The sequence below is a fragment of the Paenibacillus phocaeensis genome (genome assembly GCF_900021165.1).
GTDB lineage: Bacteria > Bacillota > Bacilli > Paenibacillales > Paenibacillaceae > Fontibacillus > Fontibacillus phocaensis.
The window spans coordinates 1-17,737 of the sequence record NZ_FCOQ01000005.1 but is presented as its reverse complement, the minus strand read 5'-3'; the positions used below and the strand labels follow the sequence as shown (position 1 = coordinate 17,737).

Annotated in this window: 12 protein-coding genes, 1 rRNA gene and 1 riboswitch; of the genes, 10 read left to right on the top strand and 3 right to left on the bottom strand. The window is 57.7% G+C overall.

The features are described from left to right. The first annotated feature begins 94 nt into the window (after positions 1–94). Together BN3795_RS00235 and BN3795_RS26040 are read left to right on the top strand one after the other, a co-directional pair. Positions 95–1,555 carry an ABC transporter substrate-binding protein gene (locus tag BN3795_RS00235; protein WP_068782747.1) on the top strand — a complete coding sequence of 487 codons (1,461 nt, stop codon included), beginning with the start codon at positions 95–97 and terminating at the stop codon, positions 1,553–1,555. A 108-nt stretch (positions 1,556–1,663) separates the two neighbouring features. Continuing rightward, positions 1,664–1,798: a hypothetical protein gene (locus BN3795_RS26040; RefSeq protein WP_269800202.1), complete on the top strand. Its 135-nt coding sequence runs from the start codon at positions 1,664–1,666 to the stop codon at positions 1,796–1,798. Between the two features lie 315 nt (positions 1,799–2,113). Here BN3795_RS26040 and BN3795_RS00230 read toward each other — a convergent pair whose 3' ends face one another. The 3 genes from BN3795_RS00230 to BN3795_RS00215 form a co-directional block, all read right to left on the bottom strand. Next, positions 2,114–3,085 (bottom strand): bile acid:sodium symporter family protein, encoded by a 972-nt coding sequence (locus tag BN3795_RS00230; RefSeq protein ID WP_068782795.1) that lies wholly within the window; start codon positions 3,083–3,085, stop codon positions 2,114–2,116. 150 nt (positions 3,086–3,235) lie between these two features. Then, positions 3,236–4,546: a glutamate-1-semialdehyde 2,1-aminomutase gene (locus tag BN3795_RS00225; RefSeq protein ID WP_068782746.1), complete on the bottom strand. Its 1,311-nt coding sequence runs from the start codon at positions 4,544–4,546 to the stop codon at positions 3,236–3,238. 861 nt (positions 4,547–5,407) lie between these two features. Next, entirely contained in the window at positions 5,408–6,526 is a 1,119-nt protein-coding gene (locus BN3795_RS00215) for an LCP family protein (RefSeq protein WP_068782744.1), read from the bottom strand. Positions 6,527–6,674: 148 nt separating this feature from the next. On the opposite strand from BN3795_RS00215, the gene bcp reads away from it, so the two are divergent. The 8 genes from bcp to BN3795_RS00175 form a co-directional block, all read left to right on the top strand. Then, positions 6,675–7,163 (top strand): thioredoxin-dependent thiol peroxidase, encoded by a 489-nt coding sequence (bcp, locus tag BN3795_RS00210; protein ID WP_068782743.1) that lies wholly within the window; start codon positions 6,675–6,677, stop codon positions 7,161–7,163. A gap of 246 nt (positions 7,164–7,409) precedes the next feature. Beyond that, positions 7,410–8,816 (top strand): polysaccharide deacetylase, encoded by a 1,407-nt coding sequence (locus BN3795_RS00205; RefSeq protein ID WP_068782742.1) that lies wholly within the window; start codon positions 7,410–7,412, stop codon positions 8,814–8,816. Positions 8,817–8,924: 108 nt separating this feature from the next. Further along, on the top strand, positions 8,925–9,893 hold the full coding sequence (locus BN3795_RS00200) for an AAA family ATPase (RefSeq protein WP_068782741.1): 969 nt from the start codon (positions 8,925–8,927) through the stop codon (positions 9,891–9,893). Continuing rightward, a complete protein-coding gene (locus tag BN3795_RS00195) occupies positions 9,890–11,128 on the top strand; it encodes a DUF58 domain-containing protein (RefSeq protein ID WP_068782740.1) in 1,239 nt (412 codons plus the stop codon). Before BN3795_RS00200 ends, BN3795_RS00195 begins: the two co-directional genes overlap by 4 nt. Further along, on the top strand, positions 11,115–13,532 hold the full coding sequence (locus tag BN3795_RS00190; protein ID WP_068782739.1) for a DUF4129 domain-containing transglutaminase family protein: 2,418 nt from the start codon (positions 11,115–11,117) through the stop codon (positions 13,530–13,532). Before BN3795_RS00195 ends, BN3795_RS00190 begins: the two co-directional genes overlap by 14 nt. Positions 13,533–13,610: 78 nt before the next feature. Then, on the top strand, positions 13,611–15,149 hold the full coding sequence (gene guaA / locus BN3795_RS00185) for a glutamine-hydrolyzing GMP synthase (protein ID WP_068782738.1): 1,539 nt from the start codon (positions 13,611–13,613) through the stop codon (positions 15,147–15,149). Positions 15,150–15,394: 245 nt separating this feature from the next. Then, positions 15,395–15,495, top strand: a riboswitch (purine riboswitch). Positions 15,496–15,723: 228 nt separating this feature from the next. Next, positions 15,724–17,124, top strand: coding sequence for an NCS2 family permease (locus BN3795_RS00180; RefSeq protein WP_068782737.1), 1,401 nt, complete (start codon positions 15,724–15,726; stop codon positions 17,122–17,124). 393 nt (positions 17,125–17,517) lie between these two features. After that, positions 17,518–17,737 (top strand): 16S ribosomal RNA (locus BN3795_RS00175); the annotation flags it as partial.

The following is a 17,737-nucleotide window of genomic DNA, read 5'->3' as shown; positions in this document are numbered from 1 at the left end:
CATGAAAGTCATAAGATCACACATCGATTGCTACCGGGTTCTCTTTTATGATGAACATGCAAGATATACTAACTTTAAGAAAAGGGGAGTTTCAATGCGCAAGTTTTCAGCGGTGTTGATGTGCCTGATGCTGTTCGGTTCGCTGCTCGCGGCCTGCGGCGGAGGAGGAAACAAGGAAACTCAAAATAACGTCGGCGGGAATACGGCGGCTACGGGCAACAACGGGGGAGACAATGCCACGTCGGCTGCGGGAGAAGCCGATGACATTACGCAGCGCAAGGTTACGATTAAAATCCACTATCCGCTGCCGGACGAAACGACGCTCCGCCAGCAGGAAGACGATAAAATCGCCCGCTTCCAGGCCAAGTATCCCAACGTAACGATCGTGAAGGACGACTGGCAATACAGCGTCAATGAAATCGGCGTAAAAATGGCGTCCAACGAAGCGCCGACTTTCTACAATACGTGGGCGACGGAAGCGCAGTTCCTGGTCGAACGCGGCTGGGTCGCCGATATCACGGAGCTGTGGAACAACTGGGAGTACAAGGACGAGATTAACCCGGTATTGCAAAACCAATTTATCGTTGACGGCAAGGTGTACGGAATTACGCAAAACGGCTACGTGACTTCAACCGTGGTCAACAAGAAGTTGCTTGACGACAAAGGCGTCGCCGCGCCGTCGCTGGACTGGACCTGGGACGACATGTACAACGTTGCCAAGGGGGTCGCCGATCCGAAGAAGGGCATTTCCGGGATCGCACCGATGGGCAAAGGGAATGAAGCGGGCTGGAACTGGACCAACTTCCTGTTCGAAGCCGGCGGCGACATCGAAACGAACGATAACGGCAAAGTAACCGCCGTATTCAACTCTGACGCCGGGGTGAAGGCGTTGGATTTCTACAAGAAGCTGAGATGGGAAGCCAACGCGATTCCGCAGGACTGGGCGCTGGGCTGGGGCGATGCGATCAGTTCCTTCCAGCAAGGCCGGACGGCTATGGTGATCGCCGGGGCGTTTGACGTCATCCAGGCGGCGCTGAACGAAGGCGGCATGAAGCCGGAGGATGTCGTGGCCTATCCGATGCCTGCCGCGGAAGCGGGCGGCAAGCATTACGGGATTCTGGGCGGCAACTATCTCGTCATCAATCCGAACGCCACGAAAGACGAACAGGAAATGGCGTTCCGCTATATCACGTTCGACTATTTCACTGACGACGCTTTGAAATCGGTTGAGGACACGATCAAAGCCCGTCAAGCTGAAGGCAAATACTTTGTACCGACGCCGCTGGAGTATTTCAGCGAGGATTCCGAATACGCCGGCAAAGTGAAAGCGATTTACGACAAGTACGACAACGTATACAAGTACGACCCGCAGCTCTTCAGCTTGCTGGAAGGCAAGCCGGAGGCGCAATTCGGCACGCAGGACTACTATGCGGCGATGTCCAACGTCGTACAGGAATCGTTCTCGAAGAAAGGCACTGATTCCAAGCAGCAGCTGGATGTCGCGGCCAAATACGTGCAGGAGAATTTCTTCGATAAAATTCAACAGCAGCAATAAGCGAGAAGTTGCCAAGGCGCCTCCCCTGATGTCCGGTTTGGACTGGGGGAGGCCTTTTTGCGTTGGATGCGGCTGGGTGGCGAGCGGTGAAGGGAAAGATGTGGGCTGGTGGCGAGCGGACGAAGCGAAGGACGCGGGTTGGCGACGAGAGGTGAATCGAAGGATGTGGCAGGGTGGCGAGCGGCGAAGGGAAAGATGTGGCTGGTGGTGAGCGGTGAGGCGCAAGTAGCCATGGCGGAGTAGAGAGGCGGGGAAGGAATGAAGGTGCGGCGGATGTGCGGGGTGCGGTGTTTCAGTACCGCTAACGGAACTCAGAGACCTTACTTGAGGCTGCTGCGTCCTTCTAGAGATTTAACGGAACTGAGAGACGTTATTCCGGGGCTTGGGCGCTGTTCAGCGCTTGTTTAGGCCAAATAACGTCAACTGATTCCGTTAGGCTGGGAAATAACCGGGAAATGAACGGATAACGTCATCTGGTTCCGTTAGAAGGGAGCGGCGGAGAGCGCTTGGCACGTTAGTGCGGGTGAACAAGCAGTGTCGAACGCGACCAATCACCAATCACGCCGCCGTCGCCGTGTTGTCCTTCTGCTGGCGTGCACGGGCTTGTCGTTCCAGCACCAGGCCAACAAGGGAGGCCATCATCTGCTGGAACACCATGCCCAGCACGACCGGCACGGCGACCGGGGCGGGGAAATAGGTGACGGCCAGCACCGCGCCGGCGCTGATGTTGCGCATGCCGCCGTTGAAGACAAGCGCCACCTTGTCGGCTTCGTTCAGGCCGATCAGCCGGGACAAGCCGAAGCCAAGCAGGTAGCCGATCGCCGCGAGCGTGACGATGATCGCGGCGAGGCCCAGCAGCCGCGGGCGGAAGTCGGTCAAGTAAGGCGCGACCACCGCGCCGTTGATCGCCACAACAGAAGCCATCGCGAGCTTCGAGACCGGGTTCATCCACGGTCCCCAGGAAGCGATCACGCGGCCTTTGCTCCATTGGTTCAGCAGCATGCCGAGCAGCGACGGGACGACGATCATCCAGAACAGGCTGGCCATCATCGCCGCCGCATCAAGCCGGACGCTGGTGCCGACCAGCAGCGACAGGATGCCGGGAACGACAAACGGGGCCAGCAGCGTATCGATCAGGATAATCGACAGGGTTAAGGCGATGTTGCCCTTATAGATGCTCACCCAGACAAAGCTGCTAACTCCGGTTGGGATCGCCGCAGCGAGAATGAAGCCGGTAATCGTATAGAAATCCCCCGGAAATGCCAGATGCCCCATCCCCATAGCGATCAGCGGCATGGCCAAATGGAGGATGAACAGGCAGAGTAGGAGGGGGAGCGGTTTTTTGAGTACATTCAGGAAATCCCTGAAGCTGAGGCTGATGCTCCCGGCAAAGGTCATGAAGGCAAACAGCCACGGGGACAGGTACGTATAGGGGGCCAGACGACTCCCGAAAAGGACGCCAATCAAGATGCTGGCAGGCGTGATCAAAGGCATCCATCTGTTCAGTTGTCGATTCAACGTTTGCAGCATAGGCATAGTCACGACATCCTTTAGTATTTAAGCTTCTTGTAGTATAGAACGTTCCCGCAGAATCGTAAATGGGACGAAACCAGGGGAACCTCTGATCGAAAAAAAAGTCTGTCAGGATCGTATCCAACGAACCGGGCAGACTTTGTTATTTTATCGGGCGATTTCTTTGAACGAAGCCTCGGCGGCTTCCAACGTGAAGTCGATATCGGCTTCCGTGTGCGCTGTCGTCAGGAACCAGGCTTCGTATTTGGACGGAGCGAGGTTGACGCCGCGGTTCAGCATGGCGCGGAAGAAGGCGGCGAACGCTTCGCCGTCGGTGTCTTGCGCCTCGTCGTAATTCGTGACCGGGTGGTCGCAGAAATGCGTCGAGAACGAGCCGCGGATCCGGTTGATCGTCAGCGGCACCCCGTGGCGACGGGCCGACTCGGCCAGGCCGTCGGTCAGCTTCACGGCGAGGCGGTCCATCTCGTCGTAGACCCCGGCGCCCTGCAGCACCTCGAGGCAGGCGATGCCGGCGGAGATGGACGCAGGGTTCCCCGCCATCGTTCCGGCCTGATAGGCCGGACCCAGCGGCGCCACCTGCTCCATGATCTCCTTGCTGCCGCCGTACGCGCCGATCGGCAGCCCGCCGCCGATGATTTTGCCGAGGGCGGTCAGGTCTGGCCGGATCGCTTCGTGATTCGAGAGGCCGGCGTAGGTTTGCGCCGAGCCGTAGTGGAAGCGGAAGGCTGTAATGACCTCGTCGTAGATGACGAGGGCGCCGTACTGCCGCGCGAGCCGGCAGAGCTCTTCCAAGAACCCGGGCTTCGGCATCACCATGCCGAAGTTCCCGACGATCGGCTCGACCATGACGGCGGCGACGTCGTCGCCCCAACGGTCGAGCGCCTCTTGCAGCGCCGAAGCATCGTTAAACGGCACGGTGATCACCTCGTGCGCGATGCTGGTCGGAATGCCGGCGCTGTCGGGGATGCCCAGCGTGGACGGGCCGGAGCCGGCGGCCACGAGCACGAGATCAGAATGGCCGTGGTAGCACCCGGCGAATTTGATGATCTTGTTCCGCTTCGTATAGGCGCGGGCGACACGGATTGTGGTCATGACCGCTTCCGTGCCGGAGTTGACGAAGCGCACCTTATCCATCGAGGGGATCGCTTCCTTGAGCATGACGGCCAAGCGAATCTCCAACTCGGTTGGCGTGCCGTACAACGTGCCGTTCGCCGCTGCCTCCTGGATCGCTTTCGTGATGTGCGGATGGGCATGTCCGGTAATGATCGGGCCGTATGCTGCCAGATAATCGACGTAACGGTTCCCGTCCACGTCCCAAAAGTACGCGCCCTCGGCTTTTTTCATAAAAACAGGCGCCCCGCCGCCAACCGCCTTGAATGAGCGGGAGGGGCTGTTGACGCCACCTACGATATGCTGCAACGCTTCTTCGTACAATCGTTCCGATTGCGATCGATTCATCTTTCTATACTTCCTTTCTGGTTAAATCGCCGTTATGATGAGCTAAACTTGAATCATGGTGCGACCCAACTGCAAAAGTGCATCTGATTTTCCGCGAAATCGGCATTTTCGAGCGGTGAGATGCAAAAGTGCATCTCATCTAGCGTCATGCGTCCCCAAAATTCCTTTATGGCGAAAATGAACTGCACTTTTGCATCCGACGGGTGGGATGGAGCCTAATTAGCGAAAATGAACTGCACTTTTGCATCTGGTTGCGGTTGGGGGACGATTCGCGGCAGTTAGGTGCTCACCGCCAACGGCCGCCGAGCGCCGCGGCTCAATGCGATCGCTGTTGATCAGCGCGCCGACGGATGCCAAGGGCCACGGCCCACCATGGTCGTCGTCGATCAGCGCAGCCAACGGCCATGAGGGCACGGCCCACTGTGTGCCAACGGCCGCCGAGCCCGCGGCTCAATGCGATCGATGTTGATCTGCGCAGCCAACGGATGCCAAGGGCCACGGCCCACCATGGTCGTCGTCGATCAGCGCAGCCAACGGCCGTGAGGGTACGGCCCACTGTGCGCCAACGGGTGCCGAGCGCCGCGGCTCAATGCGATCGCCGTCGATCAGCACAGCCAACGGATACCGAGTGCCGCAGGCCAGCACCGACCGGCCAAGACCGCCGCCAACGGCCGCCATAGAGAGGCGACCTTCTCTCTGTGGCGGCCCCAGCGCTACGGGCTCGTCGCTCGCCTCGAGCAAAGTCTCGCCCGGCCTGACCGGAGCGAGCTTCCTGGCCAACTCCGGCCAACGCCCCCTATGGAGTAGGCTTCCCCAGCCCTAACCGGCCGGCGCTCCTCTCCGCAGAAGGCTCCCCCAGCCTCAAGGGCTGGAGGACGAAGCCTCCAGGTTCCCGTCGCTTCCGGCGTTCGCCCCCGTTCGGCCGGTGCCACCACCACCGTCACCGGCATCGCGGCCACTGTCGCTGCCCTCGGCTCCGCCAGCCCCGCTGCCGTTTTCGGACCCATCGCCGGTGCCTGTTTCTTCGACTTTATTAAATACGTCCTGCACGTATTGCTTCAATTCCTCTTCACTGCGAACGCCGAGCACGGACGAACCGCCAACGGTTTTCTCGACCAGCAGGTCCATCGGCGGGATCTGCTCGCTGGCGCTCATTTGCGCGTCATACCCGACGGTAGCCAGCTTCCACATATCCTGAACCGACAGGTTCGTGTCGATGTAAGGATTGATTTTCTCGAGAATCGAAGGCAGCTTCATGATCGAAGTCGTCGATTTCAATTTATCCGCGACCGCCTTCAGGAAGTTGCGCTGCCGCTCGGTCCGGGTGTAGTCGGACAGGGCATCGTGCCGGAAGCGGACGTATTGCAGCGCCGTTTTACCGTCGAGGTGCTGCTGTCCTTTTTTCAGATCGATGTCGTATTCATGGTTATCCGCTTTGCTGGTGTAGTGCATATCTTTTTCCACGTAAAAATCCACCCCGCCAACCGCATCCACCAGCTCGATGAATCCTTGGAAGTCGGTATACACATAATATTGGATCGGGATGCCCAGCAGATCGGAGACCGCCTGCATCGCCGTATTCGGGCCGTGGGTGATCGCCGTGTTGATCCGGTCCGAGCCGTGTTCCGGAATTTTCGTGTACGTATCGCGCAGGATCGAGAAGAGGTAAGCCTTCTTGCCTACCGGATCCAGAGAAGCGACCAGCATCGTGTCGGAGCGGGGGATTTCCCCCTTCTTCAAGCCGCGCGCATCCACGCCCATCAACAGGATGTTTACGCGTTCCGTACCCTCCCATTTAGGCGGCTCCGGCACCTTCGTTTCGGTGGGCTGCACGTTATAGAAAGGAGACTGCTCCCCTTCTTTTTGAAAATGGTCTACCTGGTTGTAGATGGCGGTAAAATAGTAGGCGGCAAGGGCGGCCAGAACGACAACTACGCCGATCACCGACCAGAGAATCGCCCGTTTTGTGCGTTTGGTCATTGGGTTCGTTCCTTTCAGATCGTACGATAAATTCGGTTGCTATTACAGATACTGATACTACTATAGATACTACATGCATCTTTACATTATAATTTTTTTTGTAAATACAATCAATTTCAGGGTTGGATAGGCCAGAGGAGGAGTTAAGATGTCGAAACAACTGCAGCAAGTGCAAATCGGCAAGCCCGTTCCCGATATTCGTCTGCCCGCAGACAACGGGGAGGAAATCACGCTATCGCAATTTCGCGGCCGCAAGGTCGTTCTTTATTTTTATCCCAAGGATTCAACTCCGGCTTGCACTCAGGAAGCTTGCGATTTCCGCGATCTCGCCCAGGCGTATGGCGAATACGGGGCCGTGGTGCTTGGCATCAGCGGGGATTCGGTGAAATCGCACGGAAGGTTCGCCCAGAAGCAGGGGCTTAACTTCCCGCTTCTCTCGGACGAGTCCCATGAAGTGTGCCGGAGCTTTGGCGTGTGGCAGTTGAAAAAAATGTACGGCCGCGAATTCGAAGGCATCGTCCGCTCCACGTTCCTCCTCGATGAGGAGGGCAAGCTGCTCCGCGAATGGCGCGGGGTCCGAGTGAAAGGGCATGCCGAACAGGTGTTGGAGGCCCTTCGGGAGACGGAGACAAGCTAACCGTCCGAACGAACTGACATCTATTAACCTAACGCTCCATCTTGCGCTTTGGGCAGGAGGGGGCGTTTTTTTTCATGTACTCAACTCGATGAGCTGCGGTTGGAGAAAATGAAGCATCGGCGGATGTTCGGAACAATTTTAATGGAGGAAGGAAGTCTATATTATTCTCTGCCTTCATACAATCTACCAGATAGCCAACGGATTCATAGAAAAGAATTTGATCCTAGCTGCGGAGGTAGAAAGTAGATGAAACCCAAACGAATTTCCGGACTTATGCTGGTTCGTATGCTGCTGCTTACTTTGGTATTGATCGCTGCGGTCGGTGCACCGCTGGGCTTCCAGCCGCAAGGCATGCCCGAGCTGAAGGCCCATGCCATGAAGGAGCAAACTGCGGGCCGAACCGCAACAAATAAAGGGAATAGCGCTGCAATTTCACCTGTAATTGCACCTGCAACTACAACTGTCTCTGCTGCATCCCGGAAAGTGCAAACCATAACTATGCCGGTTACAGGCAGGGCGGCAGCGCCGGGGGCTTTGGCAGGGGTGAAGCCCAACAAAGCGGATGTCCCAAAGGCAACGAAGCAGGAAGCGCAAGGCAAGACGGTCTATTTGACGTTTGACGACGGGCCAAGCCCGCATACGGACGAGGTACTCGAGATTTTGAAAAAAGAAGAGATCACTGCCACCTTCTTCGTACTTGGCGAACAGGTCAAACGGTATCCGGAGGTGATCCGGCGGATCGTCGACGGCGGCCATACCTTGGGGAATCACACCTATAACCATGATTATGCCTCGCTGTACGACAGCTTTGGCCATTTCTGGAAGCAGGTCAAGGCGACAGAAGAGGCGCTGCGGGAAATTACGGGGGAACGCACGCCGCTGGTGCGTGCGCCGGGCGGCACCTACGGGCATTTTGACAAGACGTATTTCAACCTGTTGGAGCAAGGCGGATATAAAGTGTTCGACTGGAATGTGGATAGCGGCGATTCTAAACGCAAGGGCGTTCCGGCGAATGAAATCTTAAACAACGTCAAGAAGGAGAAACCTCAGGACCAGGTCATCGTGCTGATGCATGACGGCGGAGGACACGCGGAGACGGTCAAGGCGCTGCCGGAGATCATCCGTTACTATAAGAAGCTGGGTTACGAGTTTCGTGCACTGTCAGCGGAACAACAGCCCGTTCAATTCAGGCTGGATCCCGGGACAGGCAAGAAAAACCGCCCAACCCCGTCGGCCGAATGGATCGCGTCCAATGTCGTTCCGAATGCGGCTTGGTTTAAACCGGAGCTGCCGTTAACAGTAGAGGCGGGCGGCGTGCAAATGCGCCTTGCGGCCGGGGAATACGAGATGCAGGACGGCCAGTATCTGGCGCCTGTTCGCACGGTGATGGAACGGCTGGGCGCCGAGGTTTACTGGAGCGGAGCCACGCAAAGTGCGTTTATCGTCTGGGGGGACACTTCGGTCATTGCCGATACGCGGCGCGGGGTGCTGACCGCCGAACACAAGGACGGGGCTGCCTCCGAATGGAGTGTGACGTTTGATCGCAAAGCGCAGGCGTTATGGATTCCGCTTCGCCCGCTGCTGGAGGCGTTGAACCATCCGATCGTCGAAGCGGTCTCTACTGCAGAGGAACGGCGGGTCACAGCTTCATAGTCAGGGCAGACGGAACCCTTCTCTCTTCCATGTCTATTTCCTCTAGTTTCTGGAGAAACTGGTTGATAGATTACGACCATGGTTTGAGAAATGGAGGGGGAAATCTCGATGAATCACGATCAAGCACAGGCGCTGTTGGAGCGGCTTGTTCATAAGGTAGATCGGGTAATTGTTGGAAAAAAAGCGGAGATCGAGCTCGCGGTGGTGGCAATGCTGAGCGGCGGACATATTTTGCTGGAGGATGTGCCCGGCGTGGGCAAAACGATGCTGGTACGCACGCTGGCAGCCTGTATCGGCGGATCGTTCGGACGCATCCAGTTTACGTCGGATCTGCTGCCTTCGGATGTGACGGGAGTCACGGTGTACCATGCGCAGAGCGGCCAGTTTGAGTTTCGGCCCGGCCCGGTGTTTGCCAATGTCGTGCTGGCCGATGAGATCAATCGGGCGGCGCCGCGGACACAATCGGCTTTATTGGAAGCGATGGAAGAGCGGAAAGTGACCATTGACGGAGTGACGCGGGCATTGCCGAAGCCGTTTTTGCTCCTGGCTACGCAAAATCCGCTGGAGTACGAAGGAACCTACCGCCTGCCGGAGGCGCAGCTGGATCGGTTCTTGATGCGCCTGACGCTGGGTTACCCGAAGCCGGAGCAAGAGGTGGATATGCTCGGCCGGATGCAGGATCCGCCGAACCTTGCTGAATTGAAGCCGGTACTGCTGCCGGAGGAAATGGCCGCTATGCAGCGTCAAGTGCGCGGCGTAATAGTAGACGAGGTGATCAAGCGCTACATGGTTGGAGCCGCGGACATCTCCCGACGCCATCCGCAAATCGCGCTAGGTTTAAGTCCCCGGGCAACGCTCGCTTGGATGGGGGCAGCGCAGGCGATGGCGTATTTCAAAGGACGTTCATTCGTCACGCCGGACGATGTGAAGACGGTCGCCCCCGCGGTGTTGACGCATCGAATCGTGCTTCGAACGGAAGCGAAGCTCGCCGGAATCGGAGGGGAGCAAGCGCTGGCCGAGGTGTTGGCCAAGGTGAGTGTGCCGATTTTTGCGCGGGCATCGGGGGCCTCCTCATGAAGAGGGCAGGATGGGGATGGACAATCGCGATCCTGTTTGCTGGGGCGCTTTGGGGGTGGTACGCTTGGCGCGGCGGGGCATCGGCTTTATTTTTGCTGGTGCTGGCCGGGTTGATCCTGCTGCAAGGCGCATTGGCGCAAGCCTTTGGCCCGCGACGATTTAAGGTCGAGCGGGCGTGGCAGCCGGCCTTCCCGGTTGCCGGCGAACCGGTCGATATCACGCTGACGGTCCGCTGCGAAGGAGGCCTGCCGCCGATTTGGCTGCAGATTGAGGATGAGCTTACAGAGGCTGACGCCGCAGCAGGAGCAGGAACCAACCGCCCGGGAGTCCGGGGCGGCAGTTTGTTTTTTAACGGATTTCGCCGCGATTACCGGGTGACCTACACGATTCAGGGATTGCCTCGAGGGGTTTACAAAGACACGTTCGTTCAACTGACCTGGGGAGATTCGTTCGGCTGGTTCAGACGCAGCCGCCGGGCAGTTGCATCCGAGGTGGTGGTCATTCATCCCCTGCCTTTGGCGGCTGATCCGCCGGAGATGGAGGAGCGGGGTGAACAGGAGGGCGGCGGGGCTTGGCGGCCTCAGCTCGTCATGTCTTCGCCGGCTCCCGGCCGATTGAGACCTTATACTCCAGGGGACCCTCTGCGGCGAATTCATTGGAAATACTCTGCGAAAAAAGGGGAGCTGCTCTCGCGTATCCCCGAGGAGCAAGGCGTCATGCCAAAGTATTTGCTGCTAAGCGCGCAGCAAGGAGACTATGCCACTCCCGCCGGGTTTGAACTGGCGGTTTCGGCGGCTGCAACTTGGCTCGCGCGCGAGGCGGGAGACGCCGCTTCCGGCGAGCTTCGGTTTAGTCACGGCGCGATGGCCGGGGCTTGCCGGGTTGCCGGCCGCGAAGGCATGCTGGGCGGCCTGGAGCAGCTCGCCGGCCTTCGCTTGGGGAGCGGCTTGTCCGCCGGAGAATTGTTGCGGCGAGATTGGTCCGAGCTGCTCTCCCAAGGGCAAAGCCTCACCGTCGTCACAGGTGCCCTTACGCCTGAATTGGCGGGGGACTTGCTGCATTTGGCCGAGCTGGGCGTGGCTGCGGAGGTGTGGTGCGCCGGCGGGCTTGGCGGATCGGCGCCATCGTCACAGTTGGCTGCCCGGCTGCGAGAGCGGGGCCTCCCGGTGGCGGATTTAACCTCCTTTCGGACGCAGTCCAAGTGGAAGGAGGCGAGCGGACATGTCAGCGCCTAAGCATGTAGAGCTTACGGCCAGCGGCCCATTGGCCGCGGCAACTGCGCCTCACCGAGGCGGTTCCTCGGCACCTTCCGTCGGCTTGCGTATGGTCATCACGTTGTTGTTATTTGGCATGTTCGGGGAATGGTTATATCCCCTGCACGCCATGATGCCGGACGGGCGAACGGAACTGATCCCGTTGTTTTTTACTTTGACCGGGATGCTCCTGCTGTTTGGCTGCCTCAGGCTGCCGTCCAGTGTATTTGCCCCACTGCCGCCGCTTCTGATCGCCGGTGCGATGTTGTATCTGTTCGGGCGGGAGGAAGGGGTGTCGTGGTTTGCCGAGTACGCGCAGACGATTGCCGCCGATCTGGAGGTGTTTCTGGGGACGGGCCGACTGTACGCGATCAGCATGGAGACACGGGCGCTGCTGCTCCTGATCGGCTGGACGTTGCTGGTCGTGTCCGTACAGATGCTGGCGCTGTCCCGTCAGAGCATTTTGCTGTTCTTGACGGCCACGGTGATCTATTTGCTCGTGTTGGAAGCCGCCGCCAGCCTGGAACTGTATCTGGGCGTCATCCGCTCGGCGGCGCTGGGCTTAGCGCTGCAAGCGGCAGCGTTCCATCGCGGCGAGTCCGGGCCGGGCGGGCCGAGCCGGGGGACCGGGAGCGTGGCCGGCGGGGGCGTCGTGCTCGTCTGCGTGGCTGGTGCGGCGCTGCTCAGCTCGCTGCTGCCGCTGCAGCCGGTGCGGGCGATCTCCTGGGAGCAGGTGGCCCGCAGCTTGTCGGACTGGAGCGGAGCCGAGTTGACCGGCAAGCCGGGCAGCGCCGCGGCGATCAGCGTATCCGGCTACGGCCGGGACGACTCCAAGCTGGGCGCGCCGCTGCGCCTGCGCCATGACCCGTATTTTACGGCGTTGTCGCCGTATAATACGTACTGGCGCGGCGAAAGCAAAAGCGTGTACACCGGCCGGGGCTGGATTCAACCGGCCGGGGAAGGTGCGCCCACGATCGCCGGGACAGAGCGCTCCGGCGATCTCACGGGCGAAACGGCCGCGGGCGAAACCTCCGTTGCCGCCGTCGCCGGCGTCGATACGAGCCGGGAGTTGATCCGGCAGACGGTCACGTTCGAAGCGCCGTTGACGGGCCGGGTGGCGCTGCTGTCGGGCGGGCTCCCGGTTCAGGCGGAACGGATTCTCGCCGGTGACCGGGATGAGCCGGTGCAGGTGGAACCCCGGTTCGACGCCTGGGCCGATGCCTTGATCGTCGACTACGCCGCTCCGGCGGAGCAGATTTACGGCTATGAGCTGACATCGGCGGTGCCGACGGCGTCTGCCGCCGAGCTGCGTCAGGAGGAGGGGCCGGACCCCGTGGAGATCCGGAACCGTTTTCTGCAGCTGCCGGATACGTTGCCGGAGCGGGTGCGGAAGCTGGGCGAACAGCTTGCCGCCGGAGCAAGCAGCCGCTACGATGTCGCTGCTGCCGTCGAGAGCTACCTGAAGCACCGTTACACTTATAGCCTGGATTCCCGCCAGCCGCCGGAAGATGCCGATTTCGTCGACCGCTTTCTGTTCGTTGACCGCATCGGCTACTGCGACCATTTCTCGACAGCCATGGTGATCTTGCTTCGCAGCAGCGGAATCCCGGCTCGTTGGGTGAAGGGCTTTGCTCCGGGAGACCCTGCGCCTTCCGCCGCTACGGCTGCTGCCGAAGCGGCCAGCGGAGTTGTCCCCGCTTCCGCAGCCGCTGGCGGCACAGGTTCGACAGAGCTGCATCGGTATACCGTAACTTATGCCGATGCGCATTCGTGGGTGGAGGTGTATTTTCCCGAGACCGGCTGGGTGCCCTTTGATCCAACCCCGGGGTTTGGCGAATCCTTGACTTTAAGCGTCAGCGCCCTGACGGATCCGGGGCCTGGCAGCACAACTGCTGAGGGGGCCTTTCCGCTGTTGGCCAAAGCAACCGAAGTAGTCAAGCTCTTGCAGCCGCGGCTGACCGAGCTGGCCTCGGAACAGCTGGCCGGGATGAATCCCCGCCTGCGTCTGTTCGATTGGACTGCCCTGACGTTGGGTGTTGGTTTCGTCTTGCTGCTGGCCAGGGAAGTGAAGCAGCGCATCCACTTGTTGCAGCTCGTGCTTGGACGGTTGGCTCTGCGAAGGACCTTCCCCGGCCGCCGGGAGCTGCTGGTTTCGGCGGATCGGGTATGGCGCGAGCTGGCGTTCGTCTATGGACCGAAACCTGCGGCCATGACAGCGCGGGAATATATGGAGGCCGCTTTTCAGGGGGATCCGGCACAGGCGGAGTCGGCTGAGCAGTTCGTCCGGACCTGGGAGATGATCTATTACGGGGGCCTGCGTCCGGAGCGTAAGGAAAGTGTGAAGTTCCTGGAACAATGCCGGAAGTTGGCCTTTCACCGCCGCTGAATTTGGCGTCCGGGCTTCCTTGACGACCTCTTTTGTCGTTTCGTATAATAGGTGTCATAATTTGAGGGAGGCTCGGTCATGAATAAGCCAAATGAAATGATTGTGGTCCTTGATTTCGGAGGACAATACAATCAGTTAATTGCAAGAAGGATCCGCGACTTGGGCGTGTACAGCGAACTGCTGCCGTTTAATACGCCGGTGGAGCGCCTGCGGGAAATCGCGCCGAAAGGCATCGTCTTTTCGGGTGGACCGTCCAGCGTTTACGCGGAAGAGGCGCCGCATATCGACCCGGCCGTGTACGATCTCGGCGTGCCGATCTTCGGCATCTGCTACGGTATGCAACTGATGGCGCATCAACTTGGCGGCAAAGTGGAACGTGCGGAGAAACGCGAATACGGCAAAGCGGACGTTGATTTTGCCGAACATTCGGCTTTGACCCGCGGACTGGATGCGAAGCAGACGGTATGGATGAGCCACGGCGATCACGTGACCCAGCTTCCGAACGGCTTCGTGGTCGACGCTTCAACGGAACATGCGCCGATTGCCGGGTTCGCGAACCCGGACCGCAAGATGTACGGCGTGCAATTCCATCCGGAAGTCCGGCATTCCGTGCACGGGAACGAGATGATTCGCAACTTCCTGTATGAGATCTGTGGCTGTGAAGGCAACTGGAGCATGGAGACGTTTATCGAAGATGCCGTGCGCGATATTCGCGACCAGGTTGGAGACGGCAAGGTGCTGTGCGCTTTGAGCGGCGGCGTTGATTCTTCGGTCGTAGCCATGCTGATTCATAAAGCGATCGGCGATCAGCTGACCTGCATGTTCATCGACCACGGACTGCTGCGCAAGGGGGAAGCGGAGAGCGTGATGGAGACCTTCGTCGGCAAGTTCGACATGAAGGTCGTCAAGATCGATGCGCGCGAACGTTTCCTCACGAAGCTGGCCGGCGTAGATGATCCGGAGCGGAAGCGGAAAATCATCGGCAACGAATTTATCTACGTATTTGATGAAGAGTCGGCCAAATTCGACGACTTCAAGTTCCTGGCCCAAGGAACGTTATATACGGACATCGTCGAGAGCGGCACTGCGACGGCTCAAACGATCAAATCCCATCACAATGTGGGCGGGCTGCCGGAGGATATGAAGTTCAAGCTGATCGAGCCGCTGAACACGCTGTTCAAGGATGAAGTTCGCAAGGTCGGCGAAGAGCTGGGATTGCCACGGGAAATCGTGTGGAGACAACCGTTCCCGGGACCGGGGCTGGCCATCCGCGTCTTGGGCGAAGTCACCGAGGAGAAATTGAAGATCGTTCGGGATTCCGATTATATCCTGCGTGATGAAATCGCCAAAGCCGGACTGGATCGCGAGATTTGGCAATACTTTACGGCGCTGCCGAACATGCGCAGCGTAGGGGTTATGGGCGATGCCCGCACCTACTCCTACACCGTCGGCATCCGCGCCGTAACGTCCATCGACGGCATGACCGCCGACTGGGCGCGCATCCCGTGGGATGTACTGGAGAAGATTTCCGTGCGGATCGTCAACGAAGTCGACAACGTCAACCGCGTGGTATACGACATTACGTCGAAGCCGCCGGCGACGATTGAATGGGAATAGGTGCTTTGATCAAGACTGCTTGCTCCTTTTAAGGGACGAGCGGTCTTTTTTCATTTTTGGCCGAACAAATGGCGATGCTGCCCGAGAAAGTAAATGATTAGTAAACTTTTCACGATTTATTCAAATGGCGAACAATATAAGCTAGATCATTATCGAATATTCGTTTTTTCTGTTGACAAGATGGGGGCCTCGGCCTAGAATAAATCATGTGATAAGCCCTCGTCACGGGGCTTGTCAGGATATCGACAAAATCACATAGTCCTTTTCGTATAATTCCGGGAATGGGCCCGGAAGTCTCTACGAGGTCACCGTAAATGATCTGGCTACGAAAGGAAGAAACGGATTTTGAAGCATCCTAGGCAGCGGTTCGGGGGCACCCGGGCTTGGCCGCCGGCTTGCTTCGCTGAGAGCCTTAGGTTTCTCGGAACGAATAGGTTTCTTCCGGATGTACGGTACCCGAGGGATGTTGCCTCGGGCTTTTTGTCGTTTTCCGAAGGGAATGCAGGCAAAGTGGTGCTGTAATGCCAGCTTTTTGAACCTGGATTGTCATATTCTAAGGGGGAGTAATTTTATCATGGATCGGTTCTTTAAACTGAAACAGAACGGTTCGACGGTACGTACGGAAATTATGGCAGGCCTGACCACGTTTATGGCGATGGCTTACATCCTTACGGTCAACCCGAACACGCTGACGGCTTTTGGTCAGATCGAGATGGGTTGGTATTCCGTATTTTTGGCGACGGCACTATCCGCCGGGATTTTCACGATCGCCATGGGCCTGTTCATTAATTTTCCTGTAGCGCTTGCGCCGGGTATGGGTCTTAACGCATACTTTGCTTCCGTTGTTCTCTCGTCGGCAACAACAGATCATCCGTTTACTTGGGAAATGGGCTTGACCGCCGTATTCATTTCCGGTCTGATCTTTATTTTATTGACCTTAACTAAGGTGCGCCAAATGCTGCTGGACGCGGTTCCGGACTCGCTGAAGCATGCGATCACGGTTGGGATCGGGTTGTTCATCACCATTATCGGTCTGAAAAACAGCGGCCTGATGACGATCGGCGTGGAGGCCGGCAACGATATTGCCGCTCACACCTACACCGATGTGTTATCCTTCGAAACGGTCATTCACTTGGGCAGCCTAGGAAATACCGATGTCCAGCTTGCTTTGATCGGCTTGTTGCTGATCGGAATCTTGATGGTCCTGCAGGTTCGCGGTGCGATCTTGCTCGGGATTCTGGGAACTACGGTCGTTGCTTTGTTGATGGGGGTAGTGGATTTCGGCACCTTGTCCGATCCGCAAACGCCTTGGGTTCCGGACTTTACGCAGATCAACTTCGCGCGGTTTGACTGGGATGGCATTCTGCATACTGGGATTATCTCCGCTATTGCGACCTTTACTTTCGTGGAATTGTTTGATACCTTCGGTACTTTGGTAGGTACGGCTTCTCGCGCCGGGATCATGAAGAATCCGGAAGAAGGCAAGAAACGCGTCGGCAAAGCCATGCTGGTTGACGCAGCGGCTGTTACTGGCGGCGCTCTGCTCGGGACTTCCACAACGACGGCATATGTAGAAAGTGCAGCGGGCGTTGCAGAAGGCGGACGTACCGGACTTACCGCCGTTACGACTGGTCTTTGCTTCCTGGCGGCGCTGTTCCTCGCTCCGATCGCGGCCTTGATTCCAGGCTCCGCTACGGCGGCCGCTTTGATTATCGTCGGCGTATTGATGGTTCAATCGATTCGCGAGATCGATTTTACGGATATGGTCGTAGCGATTCCTGCTTTCTTGACAATAACCATGATGCCTTTCACCTATAATATTGCGAACGGGATTTCGTTTGGTGTTGTATTCTATGTGGTGCTGGCTTGCGCAGCCAATTTGCTCGGCAAAAAGAAATACAGCATCCACTGGCTGATGTGGGTATTGTTCGTACTTATTATTCTTCGCTACATTTTCCTTGGCAGCCAAGGATAAGGATTTTAACGAAGGCCTCTCAAGCCTGTAGTCCCTTAGGGATTGCAGGCTTCTTTTTATATAGTAGATTCTCGTTTCGTTCGGGAACTTCCAGGTATTGCATTTGTGTTTGTTCTTAAGGTTTGGTATATTATAAAAGTCGCTCGCAGCGATGAGGGGTTTGCAAAAAAGATAGAACTTGCTGTTGAAAAAAAGTTCTTGCAATTGAGCGGACATCCTGATATACTATAAAAGTTGTCGCCGATAAGACGATGACGAAGTTGATCTTTGAAAACTGAACAACGAGTGAGTAATAAACTGAGATTTAAATCTCGTCAGTTTGTTTAAATGAGCAAGTCAAACACCTTAGATGGAAGACCTCGGCGCCTTCGGGTTCGAGATTCCTTCCATCCTTTATTGGAGAGTTTGATCCTGGCTCAGGACGAACGCTGGCGGCGTGCCTAATACATGCAAGTCGAGCGGACTAATAGGTTCTTCGGAACCTGTTGGTTAGCGGCGGACGGGTGAGTAACACGTAGGCAACCTGCCCGTAAGACTGGGATAACTACCGGAAACGGTAGCTAATACCGGATACGCAAGTTCCTCGCATGGGGGATTTGGGAAAGGCGGAGCA